The organism is Pseudomonas sp. SJZ079 (assembly GCF_007993865.1).
Taxonomy (GTDB): domain Bacteria; phylum Pseudomonadota; class Gammaproteobacteria; order Pseudomonadales; family Pseudomonadaceae; genus Aquipseudomonas.
In genome coordinates this window covers 85,399-103,817 of record NZ_VIUH01000012.1, presented here as the reverse complement: position 1 = coordinate 103,817, position 18,419 = coordinate 85,399, and the positions used below count along the sequence as shown (strand labels likewise).

Annotated in this window: 19 protein-coding genes; 6 read left to right on the top strand and 13 right to left on the bottom strand. The window is 61.8% G+C overall.

The window, feature by feature from the left end:
* Positions 1–8: 8 nt before the first annotated feature.
* The 5 genes from FBY03_RS12905 to FBY03_RS12885 all read right to left on the bottom strand — a co-directional run bounded on the left by FBY03_RS12905 (position 9) and on the right by FBY03_RS12885 (position 5,274).
* On the bottom strand, positions 9–440 hold the full coding sequence (locus tag FBY03_RS12905; RefSeq protein WP_147172772.1) for a group 1 truncated hemoglobin: 432 nt from the start codon (positions 438–440) through the stop codon (positions 9–11).
* A 2-nt stretch (positions 441–442) separates the two neighbouring features.
* Positions 443–1,303: a DUF3034 family protein gene (locus tag FBY03_RS12900; RefSeq protein ID WP_147172771.1), complete on the bottom strand. Its 861-nt coding sequence runs from the start codon at positions 1,301–1,303 to the stop codon at positions 443–445.
* A gap of 4 nt (positions 1,304–1,307) precedes the next feature.
* Entirely contained in the window at positions 1,308–3,653 is a 2,346-nt protein-coding gene (locus FBY03_RS12895; protein ID WP_147172770.1) for a bifunctional diguanylate cyclase/phosphodiesterase, read from the bottom strand.
* Positions 3,637–4,329: a methylamine utilization protein gene (locus FBY03_RS12890; RefSeq protein WP_256677926.1), complete on the bottom strand. Its 693-nt coding sequence runs from the start codon at positions 4,327–4,329 to the stop codon at positions 3,637–3,639. The genes FBY03_RS12895 and FBY03_RS12890 overlap by 17 nt, the downstream gene beginning before the upstream one ends.
* Before the next feature lie 192 nt (positions 4,330–4,521).
* The gene (locus tag FBY03_RS12885; RefSeq protein WP_147172769.1) at positions 4,522–5,274 is read right to left on the bottom strand and encodes an AraC family transcriptional regulator; all 753 of its coding nucleotides are present in this window, start codon (positions 5,272–5,274) and stop codon (positions 4,522–4,524) included.
* 253 nt (positions 5,275–5,527) lie between these two features.
* Here FBY03_RS12885 and FBY03_RS12880 point away from each other — a divergent pair, with 253 nt between their 5' ends.
* From FBY03_RS12880 to FBY03_RS12865, 4 genes are all read left to right on the top strand, one after another.
* Positions 5,528–6,241, top strand: coding sequence for a hypothetical protein (locus FBY03_RS12880; RefSeq protein WP_147172768.1), 714 nt, complete (start codon positions 5,528–5,530; stop codon positions 6,239–6,241).
* Between the two features lie 57 nt (positions 6,242–6,298).
* Positions 6,299–8,683 (top strand): endopeptidase La, encoded by a 2,385-nt coding sequence (gene lon, locus FBY03_RS12875; protein WP_147172767.1) that lies wholly within the window; start codon positions 6,299–6,301, stop codon positions 8,681–8,683.
* A gap of 134 nt (positions 8,684–8,817) precedes the next feature.
* The gene (locus FBY03_RS12870; protein ID WP_147172810.1) at positions 8,818–9,207 is read left to right on the top strand and encodes a protease inhibitor I42 family protein; all 390 of its coding nucleotides are present in this window, start codon (positions 8,818–8,820) and stop codon (positions 9,205–9,207) included.
* 265 nt (positions 9,208–9,472) lie between these two features.
* The gene (locus tag FBY03_RS12865; RefSeq protein WP_147172766.1) at positions 9,473–10,045 is read left to right on the top strand and encodes a hypothetical protein; all 573 of its coding nucleotides are present in this window, start codon (positions 9,473–9,475) and stop codon (positions 10,043–10,045) included.
* Positions 10,046–10,201: 156 nt separating this feature from the next.
* Here FBY03_RS12865 and FBY03_RS12860 read toward each other — a convergent pair whose 3' ends face one another.
* Together FBY03_RS12860 and FBY03_RS12855 are read right to left on the bottom strand one after the other, a co-directional pair.
* Complete coding sequence (locus FBY03_RS12860) at positions 10,202–11,464, bottom strand: FAD-dependent oxidoreductase (protein ID WP_147172765.1); 1,263 nt, start codon at positions 11,462–11,464, stop codon at positions 10,202–10,204.
* 28 nt (positions 11,465–11,492) lie between these two features.
* The gene (locus tag FBY03_RS12855) at positions 11,493–11,855 is read right to left on the bottom strand and encodes a cytochrome c class I (protein ID WP_147172764.1); all 363 of its coding nucleotides are present in this window, start codon (positions 11,853–11,855) and stop codon (positions 11,493–11,495) included.
* Between the two features lie 340 nt (positions 11,856–12,195).
* On the opposite strand from FBY03_RS12855, the gene cmoA reads away from it, so the two are divergent.
* Both cmoA and cmoB read left to right on the top strand, forming a co-directional pair.
* Positions 12,196–12,939, top strand: coding sequence for a carboxy-S-adenosyl-L-methionine synthase CmoA (cmoA, locus tag FBY03_RS12850; protein ID WP_147172763.1), 744 nt, complete (start codon positions 12,196–12,198; stop codon positions 12,937–12,939).
* Positions 12,936–13,904, top strand: a complete 969-nt coding sequence (cmoB, locus tag FBY03_RS12845) for a tRNA 5-methoxyuridine(34)/uridine 5-oxyacetic acid(34) synthase CmoB (protein WP_147172762.1) — start codon at positions 12,936–12,938, stop codon at positions 13,902–13,904. Before cmoA ends, cmoB begins: the two co-directional genes overlap by 4 nt.
* Positions 13,905–14,006: 102 nt before the next feature.
* Here cmoB and pdxJ read toward each other — a convergent pair whose 3' ends face one another.
* The 6 genes from pdxJ to lepB all read right to left on the bottom strand — a co-directional run bounded on the left by pdxJ (position 14,007) and on the right by lepB (position 18,414).
* Positions 14,007–14,753 carry a pyridoxine 5'-phosphate synthase gene (gene pdxJ, locus FBY03_RS12840; RefSeq protein WP_147172761.1) on the bottom strand — a complete coding sequence of 249 codons (747 nt, stop codon included), beginning with the start codon at positions 14,751–14,753 and terminating at the stop codon, positions 14,007–14,009.
* Positions 14,746–15,444 (bottom strand): DNA repair protein RecO, encoded by a 699-nt coding sequence (recO, locus tag FBY03_RS12835; protein ID WP_147172760.1) that lies wholly within the window; start codon positions 15,442–15,444, stop codon positions 14,746–14,748. The genes pdxJ and recO overlap by 8 nt, the downstream gene beginning before the upstream one ends.
* 51 nt (positions 15,445–15,495) lie before the next feature.
* On the bottom strand, positions 15,496–16,398 hold the full coding sequence (gene era, locus FBY03_RS12830; RefSeq protein WP_025166063.1) for a GTPase Era: 903 nt from the start codon (positions 16,396–16,398) through the stop codon (positions 15,496–15,498).
* The gene (gene rnc, locus FBY03_RS12825) at positions 16,391–17,080 is read right to left on the bottom strand and encodes a ribonuclease III (protein WP_147172759.1); all 690 of its coding nucleotides are present in this window, start codon (positions 17,078–17,080) and stop codon (positions 16,391–16,393) included. Before rnc ends, era begins: the two co-directional genes overlap by 8 nt.
* Positions 17,077–17,454, bottom strand: a complete 378-nt coding sequence (locus FBY03_RS12820) for a DUF4845 domain-containing protein (protein WP_147172758.1) — start codon at positions 17,452–17,454, stop codon at positions 17,077–17,079. The genes rnc and FBY03_RS12820 overlap by 4 nt, the downstream gene beginning before the upstream one ends.
* 105 nt (positions 17,455–17,559) lie before the next feature.
* Positions 17,560–18,414: a signal peptidase I gene (lepB, locus tag FBY03_RS12815; protein ID WP_147172757.1), complete on the bottom strand. Its 855-nt coding sequence runs from the start codon at positions 18,412–18,414 to the stop codon at positions 17,560–17,562.
* Between the last annotated feature and the right edge of the window lie 5 nt (positions 18,415–18,419).

The following is an 18,419-nucleotide window of genomic DNA, read 5'->3' as shown; positions in this document are numbered from 1 at the left end:
GGGGTGACCTAGCGATCGATCACCTGTTCACGCATCGGCGCCAGGCGCGCCAGCAAACGGTTCTGCGCCGTCACCGCGATGCCCTGCTGGTCCATGGCGTCTTGCAGGTTCTCCACCAGCGCATTGAAGTCGCTGGGGGTCAGTCGCTGGCCCTTGTGGCTCTCCTCCATGCTGTCGCCGGTGTAGGTACAGGGGCCGCCGGCTTCGACGCAGATCTGCTCCACCAGCTTGTCGCGCAGACGGACGATATCGATGTCCTCGAAATGGCGGACGATGCGCCGGTCACTGGCGATATTCAGCAGCATGCCTTCGACGATGCGGGTGATGCCCGGCTGCTCGCCCAAGTCGCGGTACAGGCTAGCGTCATGCGCCGGCTGCCGGGCGCAGGCAGCCACGCCGAGAAGCACGGCCAGAACCGAGACGCGCAGCAGAATGCGCATGCTTAGAAGCTCCCTTGTACGGACAGATAAAGCCCATTCTGATTATCCAGCGTGGCAATGTCGCCGAGACGCGCGTAAGCCAGCACCAAGGCCAGGTGCTTATTGGGGAAATAACCGACGAACAGATCGGCCCAGTCGCTTTCCCCGGCGAAGCTGAGGTTATCCGGTTTCTCGCGGTACTCCACACCCACCGCCCAGTCGCGGTCGAACAGCACGGCGACCGAGCCTTCCTTGAGCAGCGAGCGCGTGTCGCGACGATCGCCGCCGAAGCCCAGCAGGCCCAGCTCGTTGGCCCGGCTGTAACGTAGACCGCCGTTGAGCAACAGGTTGTAGCCGAAAGCGCCCCCAAGGATCAGCCGACTGGCGCTGAGGTAGCCCTCAGTGTCTTCACTGCGCGTGGCACCGACCAGGCTGGGGATGAGAAAATCCTTCTGCCTTTTGTGCTGAATGCCGAGTGACACTTGTGGCAACCGGTCGTAGATCAGGTCACCGAGCAAGCGAACTTTCACCCCGAACACGTCCTGACTCAGGCTGTTTTCCGGCAGGCTCAGGTGGTGCGCCAGAGTGCCCAGATCGAAGCGCTGGCGGGCATAGGACAACTCCACGCGATTATCGAAGGAGGCCGCCAGCCCGGCGACATCCAGGCGGTAATCGGCGGTTTCGACGCGGGTCGCGAACACGTCACCGCCCCACTCGCCACGTTCGCCATAACCGGCCAATACCGCCCAGGGGGTGATGCCACCGCCGGCCGTACCTTCGAGGCTGGTCGCCCCTCCGCTTGCCAACAAACGGCCCTGGTCGGCAGAGGCCAGACCGGCCAACAGGCTGAACAGCGCGACAGCGAACAGTTGCGGAAAACCCATAGGCTCAGTGCACCAAGGACACAGGGAGGGTCAGTGGCTGCGCGAGCCAGGCCTCGAAGGCCTTGGCTGGCAACGGTCGACTGATCAGGTAACCCTGGGCCGTATCGCACTGCCAGCGCTCAAGCAGTCGCAGACTGCGCTCGTACTCGACACCCTCGGCGACCACCTTGAGGCCAAGGCTGTGGCTCATTTCGATGGTCGAGCGGACGATCACCGCGTCTTCGCTGGCGTCGTCCAGGTCACGAATAAAGGATTGGTCGATCTTCAACTCCTGCACCGGCATGCGTTTGAGCTGGGTCAAGGAGGAGTAGCCGGTGCCGAAATCGTCTACCGACAGGCTGATGCCACAGTCGCGCAGACTGTGCAGCACCTGCAAGGCTACTTCGGGGTTGAGCATCACCCCGCTTTCGGTGATCTCGAAGATCAGTTGCTCGGCCGGCACCTGGTACTTGGTCAACAAGAGACCGACGCGTACCGGCAACTCGGGATCGAGCAAGTCTTCCGTGGAAATGTTCAGCGATACCTGTACCCGCAGGCCACGGCTATTCCACTCGCGCAACTGACGCATGACTTCTTCGATCACCCAACTGGTCAGTAGCTGGATGCTGCCGGTGCGCTCGGCCAAGGGGATGAACTCGCCGGGCGAGACCATGCCCAGCTGCGGGTGTTGCCAGCGCAACAGGGCTTCAGCCTGGCGAACGGTGCCGGTGCGAATGTCCAGCTTCGGCTGGTAATGCAGGAGCAACTCACCCTGCGCCGGCGCCCGCGGCAGATCGCGAATCAGGCTGATCTGTCTCTGCTGGGCAGTATCCCGCCCTTGTTGATAGACCTGCAAACGGCCAGGCAATTGCGCCGCGTCCTGCATGGCGATGCTGGCACGCCGCAGCAGGTCTTCAGGGGTCATACCATCGGCCGGATAGGCCGCAATACCGATACGACAGTCCAGGGCAATATCCAAAGTACCGATAGACACCGGCTTGATCAGCAATTGCTGGAGTTTGTCGGCCATTGCGACCGCACTGTCAGTGTCGGTATTTTCCAGCAGCAGGAGGAATTCGTCCGCCACCAGACGCGCCAGACTGTCACCGGGACGCAAGGTTGCCTGCAAGCGCCTGCTCAGTTGCTGCAAGGCCAGATCGCCACCGCCGGAACCACAGCTTTCATTCACCGCACGCATGTTGCCGACACCCAGATACAACACAGCCATCGGCCGCTCGGCGGTAATCGCGCTGCCCAGCCGCTCCAGGGCCAGGGTGCGATTGGGCAGCCCGGTCAGCGGGTCATGCAGGGCATTGTGGGCCAGCTGCCGCTCACGCTCGGCGATGCCCTGCTGCATGGCGTTGAACGCCGTGGCCAGACGACCCAGTTCGTCGCTGCGCTTGAGTTCCAGTGGCACCTGATAATCACCCTGCCCGACCCGCTCGGCGACCTTGGCCAGCAGCCGCACTGGCTGGGACACATTGCGCGCCAACAGCAGCGCACCGCCCAGCGAAGCCAGCAGCGCAGCCAGGGCGATCAACAGAATATCCTCGTAGAGTGGTGCGAAGGCTCGCTGCGCCTGCGTCAACGACTTGTGCAGGAGTGCCTGAACCTGGAAGCCCTCACCGCTGGCCAGCAGCAGCCGCTGACCGAGATAGCTCTGCTCGCCCAACGTCAGCATGCCGCTGCCCGTGGGCGGAGCAGCGCTCATGCCTTGCTGCAACTGCTGCTGGTTCGAGGCCGGCAAGGTGCTGACCCAGATCGCCGGCAAGTCGTTCTGGCTGGCCACCAGGGTCAACTCCAGATGGGTCAGCTCGCGTAGTTCGCGGGCAAAGGTCTGATCGACCTGAAAGCCCATCATCACCCGGGCAATCGGCAAAGGCGCGCTGACCGTCGCCTCCACCAACAGGTAGATGGTGTCGGCGATCGGCATCAGAAATACCTGCACACCTTCGCGCTGACGCTGCCTGACCTGCGTGCTCAAGCGCGCGGCGGTCTGTTCGGTGATGCGGCTGTCGGTACTCACTTGAAGACGGTCATCGAGCCCCAGCAGCATCACCACACCGGCATTGATTCGTGCACCGTGGTTAGCCAAGGCCGAACCTATGGTCGCGGTATCGCCACTGGCCACCGCGGCCTTGAAGCCAAAGTCGGCGGCCAGCACCTGCACGGCGTCGTGCAACTGCCGCCCGCGCACGTCCAGCAGCTGCTCGAATACCCGGGTGCCAATCTCCAATTGCTCACCGGCCTGACTGCGCACTGCGGCATTGGTGGCGGTTTGTACGGAGAAATACAACGCCCCGACCACGACTGCCAGCAGCAGGATCAGGACACTGGCGATCCGCGCCTGAAAGCTACTGCGCAGTATCACGCGCGGCTTTCCTGAAGGCATCGGCGAACGCGCTCGGTGGCGCGGCGGCAGGCGCAACATTGCTCGGAGCTTGCATGGCCAGGGTGAAACGCTGCTGCGCACCGGGCTCACCCAGCACCAGCTCGGCACCGGCTTGCGGCAACATATCGGCAATCTGCGGATGCCACAGACTCACCGCGTAGTGCCCTGCCGGTAGCTGATCGAGGCTGATCTTGCCCGCCTCGTCACTCACCGCGAACCAGGGGTCATCGGTGACATAGACGTAGCCGATCATCCAGTCGTGGATATTGCAGCCGAGTACCACCACCCCCGGGGTGTCGAACAGCACCGGCTCGCTCGGCGTGCCCTGATACAGGCGCAGCTCGAAACGCTTGGCCGGGGAGAAGGAGTAGACGTGGTGGCGGATGTTGTCGCTATTCGGGAAGGGCACCAAGGTGCCCGTGCGCACCGCCAGCACATTCGGCACGAACTGCTTAGCCTGTTGGTCCATCAGTGCATTCGATGGCTCGGCTTCGGCCCCCAAAGGGCCACGCAGCGTCAGTACCGCATTGGCCAACGGCTGGCCTTGAGTATCGACCAGCTCGGCTTGCAGGCTGGCGGCCCACAGCGCCGGGCTGGTGGCGCAGATACAGCCGAACAGCACGGTGCGTAGCGGGTAGAGGAAATGCTTTGTCATGCGGCTCTCTCGTGCTCGGCGCAGAGCGCGACACTCAGAAGGATTACATGCCGACCTGGCAACCTGGTACTGCAGTGGACTTCAGCTTAGCTGGCTATGCATGGAAGATCACGCTTTGGCCCGTGATACGCAGCCGCTCAGTCGCTTGGCCGCAAGCGTGGCATGATCGGGTAGAGGGTGGCGCGTGATGCGCTATTGCGCGATACGCAGACGCTTGGGAGTCAACCCGAGGTAGCGACGCATGGCCGTGGTCAGCGCGCTCTGGCTGGAGAAGCCGCACTCCTCGGCAATCCGGATCAACGCCAGGTCACTCTCGCGCAGCAGCCGCGCGGCGCGATCGAGGCGGGTTTTCAACAGGTACTGATGGGGCGTCAAGCCGACGCTGTCCTTGAACTGCACATGGAAATGGCTGGGGCTGAGGCAGGCCACCTGGGCCAGTTCGGCGACGCTGATGCGCCGCACCAGGTGTTCGCCGATATAGGCATCCAGCCGTTCCAGATCGAGTGGCCCGTGATTGCGGCTGGACTGCTCACCAAACAGGCGCAAGTGCAGCGCGCGCAGCAAGACGCCACCGAGCGAACGCGCGAGCATTGGATCGCTGCCGTAGCGCTCCAGCTCGGCGCCGGCGTAATTCAGCAAATTCTGGAAATCGGCATCCAGCTGCGGGTAACGCGGCGTCTCGAACAGGTGAGTGAGCAGGTCCAGGTCTTCGCGCGAAGTGCCCTGCTCGTCCAGATCGACAATCAGCATGCGATTGTCGCCCATGCCGGCGAACTGATGATCGGCATCGCCCGGCACCAGACAGGCGCGCATCCGGCACACCTCGCCACCACGCCCATTGACCTCGAACTCCGCACGCCCCGCCAGTGACAGCACCAACTGGTGGTGGTCATGGGTGTGTTCGTGGGCCTGGTCATCCAGGCGAATCAGGCGGGCTTTGAACATTGCTTCGGCAACCCTAGGTTAAATGCTGGCACTTTAACCGGTTGTCGGACAAAACAGCAGCCCACACGACAAGTGGGCTAGGCGATAACGTGCGCGCACTAAAATAGCCGGAGCTTGCAGTGCATGCCCAACAACGGAGCAGCAAGCAGCGCCGGCCTCACCTGCCCTGCCACTCACACCGGGCTTCTGGCCCGCTGGCAGGAGAGTTGCAAGTCACTGGCACTGTCCGTTCGCTGTGTCGAGGTATCACCCTATGGAGCTCAGTATTGCCCTGGCGTTGGCCTTGGCGCTATTTCTGCTCGGCCAATGGTTGACTCACCGCGCCACGCGCCGCCATCGGCAGGCACTCAGCCAACTGCAACACAGCACGTTGCAACGTGCCGTGGAGCTGCTGCAAACCCTGCAGAAGCATCGCGGCCTGGGCGCACAACGGGACCTCGCCAATGTCAGTCAGCGCAACGGCCTGGCCCGCGAACTCGATCAGCTCTGGCTGAACTGGCCAGGTGCAAGCCTGCAATTGGCGCCCTTGCAACAGGACTGGCCGCAACTGCGGCGCAATCCCGCCGACTTCGCCGCGCATTGCTGCATGATCGAAGGCCTGCTGACGGTCATCGAACAGCTCGAAGACCGCCTGTGTCTGTCCGGCCACCCTGCACTGCGCGGCCTTGGCCAGGCCTGCCGCAGCCTCGAAGACCTGGCACGCCTGCGTGGCCTGGCGGTGCGCGCCGCCAACTACACGCGCTGCCCGGCGGGCCTACAAATGCAGATGCGCGACCTCTGCCAGCGCTTCAGCGATCCGCAGAGTACAGCGCCGCTACAGCCGCTGCTAAAACGCCTGCAGAGCGAGCTGATCGACGCGCCACAGGCTGGGCTGAAGCCGAGCGATTGTTTCGCCTTGCTCACTCCGCTGATCGACGCACGGATACAGGATTTACGTCTGTCGCTGACCAGCGTCGCGCCCTGCTGATTGAAAAACCTCGCGCAGCGCCCCATGTAGCACTCAACGTGCAACCACAGGTGCCGCATGAACAATCCTCAGGATATCGACATAGTCGCAGAGCAAACCGGCAACAACCTTGTCCTGCCCGACCAGCAATTGCCGGACAAGCTCTATGTGATCCCGATCCACAACCGCCCCTTCTTCCCCGCACAAGTGCTGCCGGTCATAGTCAATCAGCAGCCCTGGGCCAAGACCCTGGAGCGCGTCAGCAACACCCCGCACAAAAGCCTGGCGCTGTTTTTCATCGACAGACCGCCCGCCGATGGCAGCAGTTTCGCCCCGGACGAGCTACCCGAGCACGGCACTCTGGTGCGTGTGCACCATATCGCCGAAGAGGGTGGCAAGCTGCAGTTCGTCGCGCAAGGCCTGAAACGCGTGCGCATCCGTGGCTGGCTGAGCCGCAAACCGCCGTACCTGGCGGAAGTCGAGTATCCGCAGAGCAACCTCGAGCCGCGCGACGAGATCAAGGCGTATGGCATGGCGCTGATCAACGCGATCAAGGAACTGCTGCCGCTCAACCCGCTGTACAGCGAGGAACTGAAAAACTACCTGAATCGCTTTAGCCCCAACGACCCCTCGCCACTGACCGACTTCGCCGCCGCCCTGACCAGCGCCCCAGGTATCGAACTGCAGGAAGTGCTGGACTGCGTGCCGATGCTCAAGCGCATGGAAAAGGTGTTGCCGCTGCTGCGCAAGGAGGTCGAGGTAGGCCGCTTGCAGAAGGAGTTGTCGGCTGAGGTCAACAGCAAGATCGGCGAGCGCCAGCGCGAATTTTTCCTCAAGGAGCAGTTGAAGATCATTCAGCAGGAACTGGGCCTGAGCAAGGACGACCGCAGTGCCGACGTCGAACAGTTCCAGCAGCGCCTGGAAGGCAAGACCCTGCCCGAGCAGGCCCGCAAACGCATCGATGAAGAACTCAACAAACTGTCGATCCTGGAGACCGGCTCCCCGGAATACGCGGTCACCCGCAATTACCTGGATTGGGCCACCGCCCTGCCCTGGGGCATCGTCGGCAAGGACAAACTCGACCTCAAGCACGCGCGCCGGGTGCTCGACCAACACCACGCCGGGATGGACGACATCAAGGCGCGGATCACCGAGTTCCTCGCCGTGGGTGCCTTCAAGGGCGAGATCGCCGGCAGCATAGTGCTGCTGGTCGGCCCGCCCGGCGTCGGCAAGACCAGCATCGGCAAGTCGATCGCCGAGAGCCTGGGTCGGCCCTTCTATCGCTTCAGCGTCGGCGGCATGCGCGACGAAGCGGAGATCAAGGGGCATCGCCGCACCTATATCGGCGCCCTGCCCGGCAAGCTGGTGCAGGCGCTGAAAGAGGTCGAGGTGATGAATCCGGTGATCATGCTCGACGAAATCGACAAGCTGAGCAGCAGCTATCAGGGTGACCCGGCCTCGGCACTGCTGGAAACCCTCGACCCGGAACAGAACGTCGAATTCCTCGATCATTACCTGGATCTGCGTCTGGACCTGTCCAAGGTACTGTTCGTCTGCACGGCCAACACCCTGGACTCGATCCCCGGGCCACTGCTCGACCGCATGGAGGTGATTCGCCTGTCCGGCTACATCACCGAGGAGAAGCTGGCGATCGCCAAACGCCATCTGTGGCCCAAGCAACTGAAGAAGGCCGGCGTCCCCAAACATAAACTGAGTATCAGCGATGCCGCCCTCAAGGCCCTGATCGAAGGCTATGCCCGCGAAGCCGGCGTGCGCCAACTGGAGAAGCAGCTCGGCAAGCTGGTACGCAAGGCCGTGGTACAGCTGCTCGACGATCCGGAAATCACCGTCAAGATCGGCCCGAAGAGCCTGGAGGACTACCTGGGCATGCCACTGTTTCGCAGCGAACAGCTGCTCTCGGGCATCGGTGTGATCACCGGCCTGGCCTGGACCAGTATGGGCGGCGCGACCCTACCGATCGAGGCGACGCGCACTCACACGCTGAGCCGCGGCTTCAAGCTCACCGGCCAGCTCGGCGAGGTGATGAAGGAGTCGGCGGAAATCGCCCACAGCTTCATCAGTTCACACCTGAAACAGTTCGGCGGCGAAGCCGGTTTCTTCGACCAGGCCGCGATCCACCTGCATGTGCCTGAGGGCGCCACCCCGAAGGACGGCCCCAGTGCCGGCGTCAGCATGGCCAGCGCGCTGTTGTCGCTGGCGCGCAATCAGCCACCGAAGAAAGGCGTGGCGATGACCGGCGAACTGACCCTCACCGGCCGGGTACTGCCGATAGGCGGCGTGCGCGAAAAGGTCATCGCCGCGCGGCGGCAGAAGATCTTCGAGCTGATCCTGCCGGACGCCAACCGTGGCGATTATGCCGAGCTGCCGGACTACCTCAAGGAGGGCATGAGCGTGCACTTCGCCAAGCGCTACAACGATGTGGCCAAGGTGTTGTTCGCCTAAATGCGCGCCCCTGCTACGCCATACACCCCATGGCAGCGACCCCGTCGACTGCGAAATCAGTCGTCTACGGGTTATCGCTGCCACACACAACCGCTATGCTGGCAGGCGTTTGCCGATGACAGGAGTCCTCCATGATCACCACCTCCCGCATGTTGCTGCCGCTCGGCCTCGCCCTGTTGGCGGCCTGCGCACACCAACCCAGCAGCCTGATAGTGCAACAGCAAAGCCAGTGCCCGCTGCGTCTTTACAATGGCCAGCAAGTTGTGCTGACACTCCCGAGCAACCCCACCACGGGTTATCGCTGGACGCTGCGCGACAGCGCGAAAAGCGTGCTGCACAGCCTCGGCCCCGAGGTCTACAGCAACCCGGAGGATGCCGGTCTGGTCGGCAGCGCCGGACAATCGACTTGGCGCTTCCTGGCCAACCAGGTCGGCGAAGGTCACCTGCTACTGACCTATCAGCGTCCCTGGGAACCCGAAGTTGCCCCGGCGCAGACCTTCGACTGCCGCCTGCAGGTGAAGTGAGTCGGCGCGAATAATCTCTCGTCTCGCCACTCCGGCACGAACCAGCCCGAGCCGACACCGCACACCGCCCTGCATCAGCCCTGCTGCGCACCTCTAGAACGGGGCTTGCGCCATCATCCTCAAGCACAGCCAAGGTCACTGAAGGGTTGCTCATGCGCCGCCCCAGCGCTCGGCTGTCGGCGGAAGTTGTTTACACGGGAAACGGCAGAGCCCGGCCAAATCGACTATAGGAGATAGACAGGATCTGACTTCTTAGGGGGATAACATGGCAGTACGCTGGAGTGAAGCCGTAGTGATCATGGTGCTGGTCTGGCTAAGCGGGTGCAGCAGCTTGTTACCCAGCGAACGAACCGAAGTGCAATCGCCATTCAGCGATTACCTGGATGCGGAAATGCGTTATTCCCAGGCGATTAACGGCATAACCAGCCGCTCAGAACTGTTCTCCCTGGGGTTCGATCCACTGGCCGAGGGCAACGGCAAGATGCTCTCGTTCATCGACGTGCGGCTGATGTTCGTGCAACCGAACATCCCCATCGCCTATCTACCGGACGGTCTGGTGAAATGCCTGGAAGCCAAGGATCGCTGCATTGGCTACGCTTTCGAATTCACCAAGACCGATACCCAGCGAGTCGGCAGTTTCTGGGCCGACGTGTTCAACTTCCGCAAACAGCGCGAACTGCAAGGCTGGGCCTTCCGCGCGGTGTTCGTCCTGGTCGACAACACCCTGGTGCACAAGGTCAGCAACGGCGAGCCGAACATCCGCCACTTCGAGGTCAAACGTAATCCACTGGGACCCTTGCAGGGCGCCGGCGAGTTCTTTTCCGATCAACTGAAGTGAGGAGCCTGAGACTGCCCCGCTGGCAGGCCATGCTCCAGCTGGAGATACGGGCGCCCTCGTGCGCCACGCAGGCCTGTTCGTCCCTGTCATGCGCTAAGGCGCAGCATCCGTAATGGGCCCGGACATCCCAGGCTCGTTACGGATGCGCGCAACTTGCTAAGCGAAGCTATCGCTGAGCAAGTTGATCAGCCAACCCGGTCCTTCCTCCTTACGAATATCCTTGGTCGGCTTGGGTGCCTCGGCCGATGAACTCGCGACCATGCTCATACTCGCAGCATCGAATGAATAGGTCGTAGTGGTCCAACTTGCCGTCCTTCGGGTAATCGGCGGGAACGCCGCCGCGGTAGTTTTCGGCGCGGGGTCCGGCGCCAGGCCGGCGAGATCACGCAAAATAGCATCCACGCAGACCTTGGCCTGTGAGTTGGCCATGTGCCCGGACTTGGCCTGCCCCGTCGACTGCGAATCACCCAGAATGTGCACGTTCGCCTCAGGGGCCAGCGTGCTCGCATAGTTCAGCGGATTGACCGGGGCGAACTTGCTACCGTCAGGTACCAGGCCGCTGTCGAACAACAACTTCCCGGCCTTCTGCGCCGGAATCAGGTTGATCACTTCAGCCGTCACCGAACTGGCCGTCCCCTCCCGGGTGATATCGAGTCGCCGGTTCAGCGCATCCGCCGCGTTCACCGTTACATTCGGCACATACTCGACTATGTCGCGGTAGACTCCGGTGAAGGCCTCAGTGAAGGTACGGTTCATACCGGCAATGGCGGCATTGGCATCGAGGATCAGGATCTTCGCCCCAGGCTTATTGCGCTGGAAGTAGTCGGCGACCACGGTAGCCCGCTCATAGGGCGCGGTATGGGCGCGGAACGGGGTCTTGGGAATCGCGATCACGAAGGTGCCGCCGTCCGCCATGGCCATCAATTGCTCCTGCAACAGAGTGGTCTGCGCCCCGGCGATCCAGGCATGCGGCATCACGTTGAAGTCGTGACCGGACACCGGCTCGAAGTCGATGCCCGGCGCCAGGATCACATGCTCGTAATCCAGCGTCGCACCACTGGCCAGACTGACCCGTTTGTTGGCCGCGTCGATTGAAACAGCCGGCTCGGACACCAGCTCCACGCCATACTTGTCACTCAGCGCGGCGAATGGTTTGGTCAGCTCGCCAATGGGCGTCTCGCCGGTGAGCACCAGGTTGCTGCCGACACAGGAGACATGTGCAGTCGCCGGGTCGACCAGGGTCACCTGCAGGTCAGGACCGAACAGACGCAGGTACTTGGCCGCAGTGGCACCGGCGAAGCCGCCGCCGATCACCACGACGCGCGCGCCGCTGGCCGCATGCAATGAGAAGGGTAAGGTCGCGAGCGCCAGACCGCTGCCGCAAACCTGGATAAACTTACGACGATTCAAGCTGTTCATGATTTATCCTCCAGTCGCTGGTTGCGGATCAGTCATCATCACGATCGTCATGTCCATCGTCGTCATTGCCCGCTGTTCGGCCGAGATAATCGGCAATCAGGCGCAACTCGGCGTCGCTGTATGCCTTGGCTTGTTGATTCATCACCGTGACCTTGGGCGAGGCTTTCATCTCCAACAGCTCTTCGAACAGCTCATCAGCGCTTTCATCATCGATGCTGTCGATTTCGCTTTGCGACTTGCCGTTAGTGCCGTGGCACTGGAAGCATTGTGTCGCCAGCAGGCGCCCGGCCGGGGGTTCGGCCGATGGCTCGGTAGGTTCGGCGGACCAAGCAGGCGCACTGCTCGCCGCGAACAAGGAGAACGCTATAAATGGAGTGGCTAAGTGTTTCACCGTCTGACCCTCCTAAGAGTTGATCTGCTTGAACTACGGTGAACCTTGGCGCAGACGGCGACCTTGCATCGGTTGATGGGCTTCGGTCAGATGCGCCTTTCCATGGTGGGATGCTGCAGGAGAGTTTGACCGCTAAAGGAAAATAATTGTTTCAAAATCACACGCGCAAACCTGGGCCTTTCGTCCGAAACACGAATAAGACCAAGGTCTGATATCCGGCTCGACTTACCGACAAACGACATCCCCTCTGTATCTTTTATCGGTTCGGCAAATCCTCAGGGTTTGGTCAACGCCGAGTCTTGGGTAAAATGCCCACCGTAGCCCCCTCCTTGGAATCTCTGTGCGCCAGCCCCCCGACCGTCTTTTTGCCCAGCCTCTGCCCCATGTCCCGGACTTCACCTTCAATGAGGACGTGGTGCGGGTGTTCCCGGACATGATCAAACGCTCGGTGCCCGGCTACCCGACCATCGTCGAGAACATCGGCGTGCTCGCCGGCCAGTTCGCCCAGCCGCACAGCATCTTGTATGACCTAGGCAGCTCCCTCGGGGCGGTCACCCAAGCGCTACGCCGGCATGTGCAGATCGAGGACTGCCGGGTGATCGCCGTGGACAACTCCAGCGCCATGGTCGAACGCTGCCGCGAATACCTGCATGCGCAAGACTCGATGTTCCAGGAACTGCTGCCGGTCGAGGTGATCGAGGCCGACATCCTCAACCTGGAATTTCAGCCAACTTCTCTGGTGGCGCTGAATTTCACCCTGCAGTTCATCGAGCCGCCACAACGCCAGATCCTGCTGGGTCGTATCCGCCAGGCCCTGCTGCCAGGCGGCGCCCTGATCCTCTCGGAGAAACTGCGCTTCGAAGATAGCGAGCAACACAACCTGCTCAGCGAGCTGCACATCGCCTTCAAGCGCGCCAATGGTTACAGCGAACTGGAGATCGCCCAGAAGCGCAGCGCCATCGAGAAGGTAATGATCCCCGACAGCCTGGAACAACACCGCGAGCGCCTGCTGGCCGCCGGCTTCAGCAAGGTCGTGCCCTGGTTTCAATGCCTTAATTTCGCCTCGCTGATCGCCTTGCCATGATCAACCGCCTCGATCTCGACGCCCTGCAACAACAACTGGCGGGCACCCCCCTGCAAGACTGGTCAGCCGACTTGCCCGGACAAATCGATACCAAGCTGGCGGTCGGTCACGGCGACCTGCAACGCTGGTATGACGCGGTGCAAGCCTTGCCACCGCTGAGTGTCGCGCAGCAGGAACTGCTGCAACGCTTCAGCTTCGACGGCCCCTGCGATGAGCCCACTCGCGCCGCGCTGAAGACCGCACTGCAAGGGCTGATTCCCTGGCGCAAAGGTCCGTTCGAGCTGTTCGGCGTGCATGTCGACAGCGAATGGCGCTCGGACTGGAAGTGGCAACGCATCGCGCCCTTCCTCGAACTCAAGGGCAAACGCGTGCTGGATGTTGGCTGCGGCAACGGCTACTACATGTGGCGCATGCTCGGTGCCGGTGCCAACAGCGTGGTGGGCATAGACCCCAACTGGCTGTTCCTCTGCCAGTTCCTGGCGATCAAGAACTACCTGCCCGAGCAGCCCGTGTGGCACCTGCCGCTGGCGTTCGAGGAACTACCCGGCAAGTTGCAGGGCTTCGACACGGTGTTTTCCATGGGCGTGCTGTACCACCGGCGCTCGCCCATCGACCACCTGCTGGACTTGAAAGACTGCCTGGTCAAGGGCGGTGAGCTGGTGCTGGAAACCTTGGTGGCGGAAGGCGATGCCCAGCAGGTGCTGGTACCGGAAGACCGTTATGCGCAGATGCGCAATGTCTGGTTCCTGCCCTCGGTCCCGGCTCTGGAACTGTGGCTGCGCCGCGCCGGCTTCGTCGATGTGCGCTGCGTCGACGTCAGCACGACCTCGGTAGACGAGCAGCGCGCCACCGACTGGATGCGCTTTCAATCGTTGCCGGAGTTCCTCGACCCGGCCGACCGCAGCCGCACGCTGGAAGGGTTGCCCGCACCGACTCGCGCCGTACTGATCGCGCGTAAGCCATGACCGTTATCGCGCTTTTTCGCGGCCGAGGCCGCGCCCACAGAGCTGCAACTATTGCGACGGAGCAGCCTTGATCAAGAGGCAGCGGCCTTGGCTGCGAAGCTTTTAGCCGCGCCCCGAGGCCGCGACTATCAACTGCTTCATTTCCACCACCGCCTGTTTGAAGCCGACGAACAGCGCATGAGCCACCAGTGCGTGACCGATGTTCAATTCGTTGATTCCGGCAATCGCCGCCACCGGCTCGACGTTGTGGTAATGCAGGCCGTGCCCGGCATTGACGATCAGCCCATGGGCCAAACCGCACGCCACCCCGTCGCGGATCCGCGCCAGTTCGCGGGCGGTTTCTGCCGGCGTATGGGCATCGGCATATCGCCCGGTATGCAACTCGATGGCCGGCGCGCCGACGCGCTTCGACGCCGCGATCTGCTCCTCGTCGGGATCGATAAACAACGACACCTCGCAGCCGATCGCGCTCAAGCGCTGCACCGCCGCGCGAATTCGCGCCTCTTGCCCGGCCACATCCAGGCCGCCTTCGGTGGTCAGTTCCTGACGGGTTTCCGGCACCAGGCAGACATGCTCCGGGCGAATGCTTTCGGCGAAGGCGAGCATCTCCTCGGTGACACCCATCTCGAAGTTCATCCGCGTTTGCAGCACGTCCTTCAGCACGCGCACGTCGCGCTCCTGAATGTGCCGGCGGTCCTCACGCAGGTGTACGGTAATCCCGTCGGCGCCGGCTTCTTCGGCGTCCAATGCAGCCTTGACCGGGTCAGGGTAGCGAGTCCCTCGGGCCTGGCGCAGGGTGGCCACATGGTCGATGTTCACACCCAGCAGAATACGATTGGCATCAGTCATGGGTCGGCTCCTTAAAGGTCATAAACAGTTCACGGCTGACCAGAGGTCGACCGCCTAAATGCGGGGCCATGGCCTGGCGCATCAAACGCTTGGCCGCCGCCAGCGCGCCGGGCACGCTCCAGTCGGCTTCGGCCATCGCCAGCAGTTCGGCACCCTGAAATACCCCAGGCTGCAACTGCCCGACCGGCACCAGGCCGCTATCGGTCTGCAGTCGGTACAAACCACCCGCCACCACGGGCTGGCCGTTGAGGTCCAGATCCAGGGCGAAACCATAGCCCAGCTCATCCAGCAAACGCCACTCGAAAGCGCGCAACAAGGGTTCCAGCGCACGCCCCTGGGCCAGTGCCAGCACACTCATGGCGTAGTGGTCGAAAATCGCCGGGTGCGGGTCTTCCGCCGGCAACAAACGGATCAGCAATTCGTTCAGGTAGATGCCACTGAACAGCGCGTCGCCGCTGAGCAGGTTGGGAATGCCCGCAGCCTCGAGGCGTCCCACGGTTTTAAGCTCACCACGACCGCGAAACTCCACGTCCAGCGGCACGAAGGGACGCGCCAAGGTGCCGGCTTTACCGCGCGCGCCACGCAGCACCGCACGCAGGCGACCTTGTGGGGTAAGGAAGTCCACCAAGGCGCTGCTTTCCCGGTAGGCACGACTGTGCAGGACATAGGCTGGCTGGCTTAGCGCAAGCATGGCGAGCGGGTTTCCTGGGTGGCGGGCGCATGGACTGCGCCCGAGCGCAGCTTAAATGTTGTCGTAACCCAGCGAACGCAGGGCGCGCTCGTCATCCGACCAACCGCTTTTGACCTTGACCCAGAGATTGAGCATGACTTTGGAGTCGAACATCACTTCCATGTCCTTGCGCGCCTCCTGGCCGATGCGTTTGATCCGCTCGCCCTTGTCGCCGATGATGATTTTCTTCTGCCCATCACGCTCGACCAGGATCAGCGCATGAATGTGCAGGATGCGTCCATCGCGCTTGAATTCTTCGATCTCTACGGTGATCTGGTAGGGCAGCTCGGCCCCCAACTGACGCATGACCTTCTCGCGCACCAGTTCGGCGGCAAAGAAGCGGCTGGAGCGGTCGGTGACCTGGTCTTCCGGGAAGAAGTGCACGCCTTCCGGCAAGCGCTCACCCACCAGTTTTTCCAGGGTATCGAGGTTGTGCCCATGCTGGGCCGAGATCGGTACGATCTCCGCTTTCGGCAGTTGCTCGGCCAGCCATTCCAGATGCGGCATCAGGTCGGCTTTGTCTTCGAGACGGTCGGTCTTGTTGATCGCCAGGATCACCGGCCCCTGCACGTACTGCACGCGCTCCAGAACCATCTGGTCTTCGTCGGTCCAACGGGTGCGATCAACCACGAAGATCACCACGTCGACATCTTTCAAGGCCGACGAGGCGTTCTTGTTCATATAGCGATTGAGGGCTTTCTCGTTGTTCTTGTGCAAGCCGGGGGTGTCGACATAGATCGCCTGCACTTCAGCCTCGGTCTTGATCCCGAGCATGTTGTGCCGGGTGGTCTGCGGCTTGCGCGAGGTGATCGCCAGTTTTTGCCCGAGGATGTGGTTGAGCAGCGTCGACTTGCCCACGTTGGGCCGGCCAACGATGGCGACATAGCCACAGCGTGTTACAGGTGAATCAGTCATGGCTATTCTCCACACCCAGGGCAATCAAGGCAGCGGCCGCGGCAACCTGTTCGGCAATCCGACGGCTGGCGCCCTGTCCCAGGGTCTTGTCATTCAATAGGGCGATTTGGCATTCGACGACGAAGGTCCGGCAATGCGGTTCGCCCTGGATATCCACCACTTCATAACGCGGCAGGTCACTGGCCCGCGATTGCAGAAACTCCTGCAGGCGGGTTTTCGGATCCTTGTTGGTATCGACCAGGGTCAAGCTGTCGAACTCATTGGTCAGCCAGGCCAGCACCCGATCACGAGCCGCTTCCATACCGGCATCCAGATAGATCGCACCGATCAAGGCTTCCAGCGCATCGGCGAGAATCGATTCGCGGCGAAAACCCCCGCTCTTCAGTTCACCCGAACCCAGGCGCAGGTATTCGCCCAAGTCGAAACCGCGCGCCAGTATGGCCAGGGTTTCGCCCTTGACCAGACGGGCGCGCAAACGCGACAACTGGCCTTCGCGGGCCTGCGGAAAGCGCTCGAACAACGCCTCACCGGCGACGAAGTTGAGGATGGCATCACCGAGGAACTCCAGACGCTCATTATTGCGTCCGGCGAAACTGCGATGGGTCAACGCCAGGACCATCAGGTCCTGGTCTTTGAAGCTATAACCGAGCTGTCGCTCGAGGCGGCCTAACGAAGCAGTCACGGCATGCGCACGCGATATTCTTTGTCGAAACGCGCCACCAGATCGAGGTTCTGGATCAACGGCTCACGCACCTCGTACTTCAGATGGGCACGAAACTCATTGTTCTCGAGTTTCACCTTGAGCACTTCCTGCAGTCTCAAGTCGCGGATGCTGTTGACTTCCATACCCTTGCTGACATGGCCGTAAAACTCACCCACGCTTTTTATTTCCGCGGCCTTGTCAGTCTCGACCGAGGTAATGATCTTCTCCATCGACATATAGTCGAGGTAATGCGGCAGCATCTTGAATGCGGCGCTGGCGACGAACGCCACGAGCGCCAGCGCCATTAGCCAGCCAAGGACCGACAAGCCTTTTTGCGAACGTGCAAATGTCATAATTGACCCCAAGTTCGATGTTATGTAAGAGCCCTATGGGCCCGAGACAAGACTATATATAGCCTGCGACGCCGTATTGAACAGCGTCGCAAAATAGCTGGAACGTCAGTGGATCAAGCCGACGCGCGCGAGATTCGGCAGGTTGCGCAACTTGGGCTCCGGCCAGCTCATCCAGATGGCGAAGGCTTTGCCGACGATATTCTTGTCCGGCACCATGCCCAGCAAGGGCTTGGGGATATTTCGATCGTCCCAATAGCGGCTATCGTTGGAGTTGTCGCGATTGTCGCCCATCATGAAGTAGTAGCCCTGCGGCACCACCCACTCACGCCCAGGCTCGATGCGGTAACGATTCATTTCCTTGCGGATCAGATGCTCGGCTTCACCCAACTGCTCGTTATAGAGCATGGCGCTGCCGAGGCTGCCCGGCTCCTCACCAATCAATTGCTGGGCGACTGGCCGATCGTTGATGAACAGACGCTTGTCGCTGGTGTAGCGAAGATGATCGCCAGCCAAACCGACCACGCGCTTGATGTAGTTGATGTTCGGGTCGCTCGGGTAGCGGAACACCATGACATCGCCGCGCTGCGGCTCGTCCACCTCGATCACCTTGGTGTCCAGTACTGGCAAACGAATGCCGTAGGCAAACTTGTTGACCAGGATGAAGTCACCGACCTCCAGGGTCGGCTTCATCGAGCCGGATGGAATCTGGAACGGCTCGACCAGAAAGGAGCGCAGCACCAGCACGATCGCCAGCACCGGAAAGAACGACTTGCCGTACTCGACCAACAGCGGTTCTTTGTTCAATTGATCGACCACGGCCTCGTCTGGCTCGCTGACCTGACCATGGTAATTGGCAATGGCCGCGCGACGACGCGGGGCCAGAAAGATCAAATCGAACAGCGCCAGCATGCCGCACACGGCGACAGCGATGACCAGCAACAGCGGGAAATTTAGTGACATAGGAC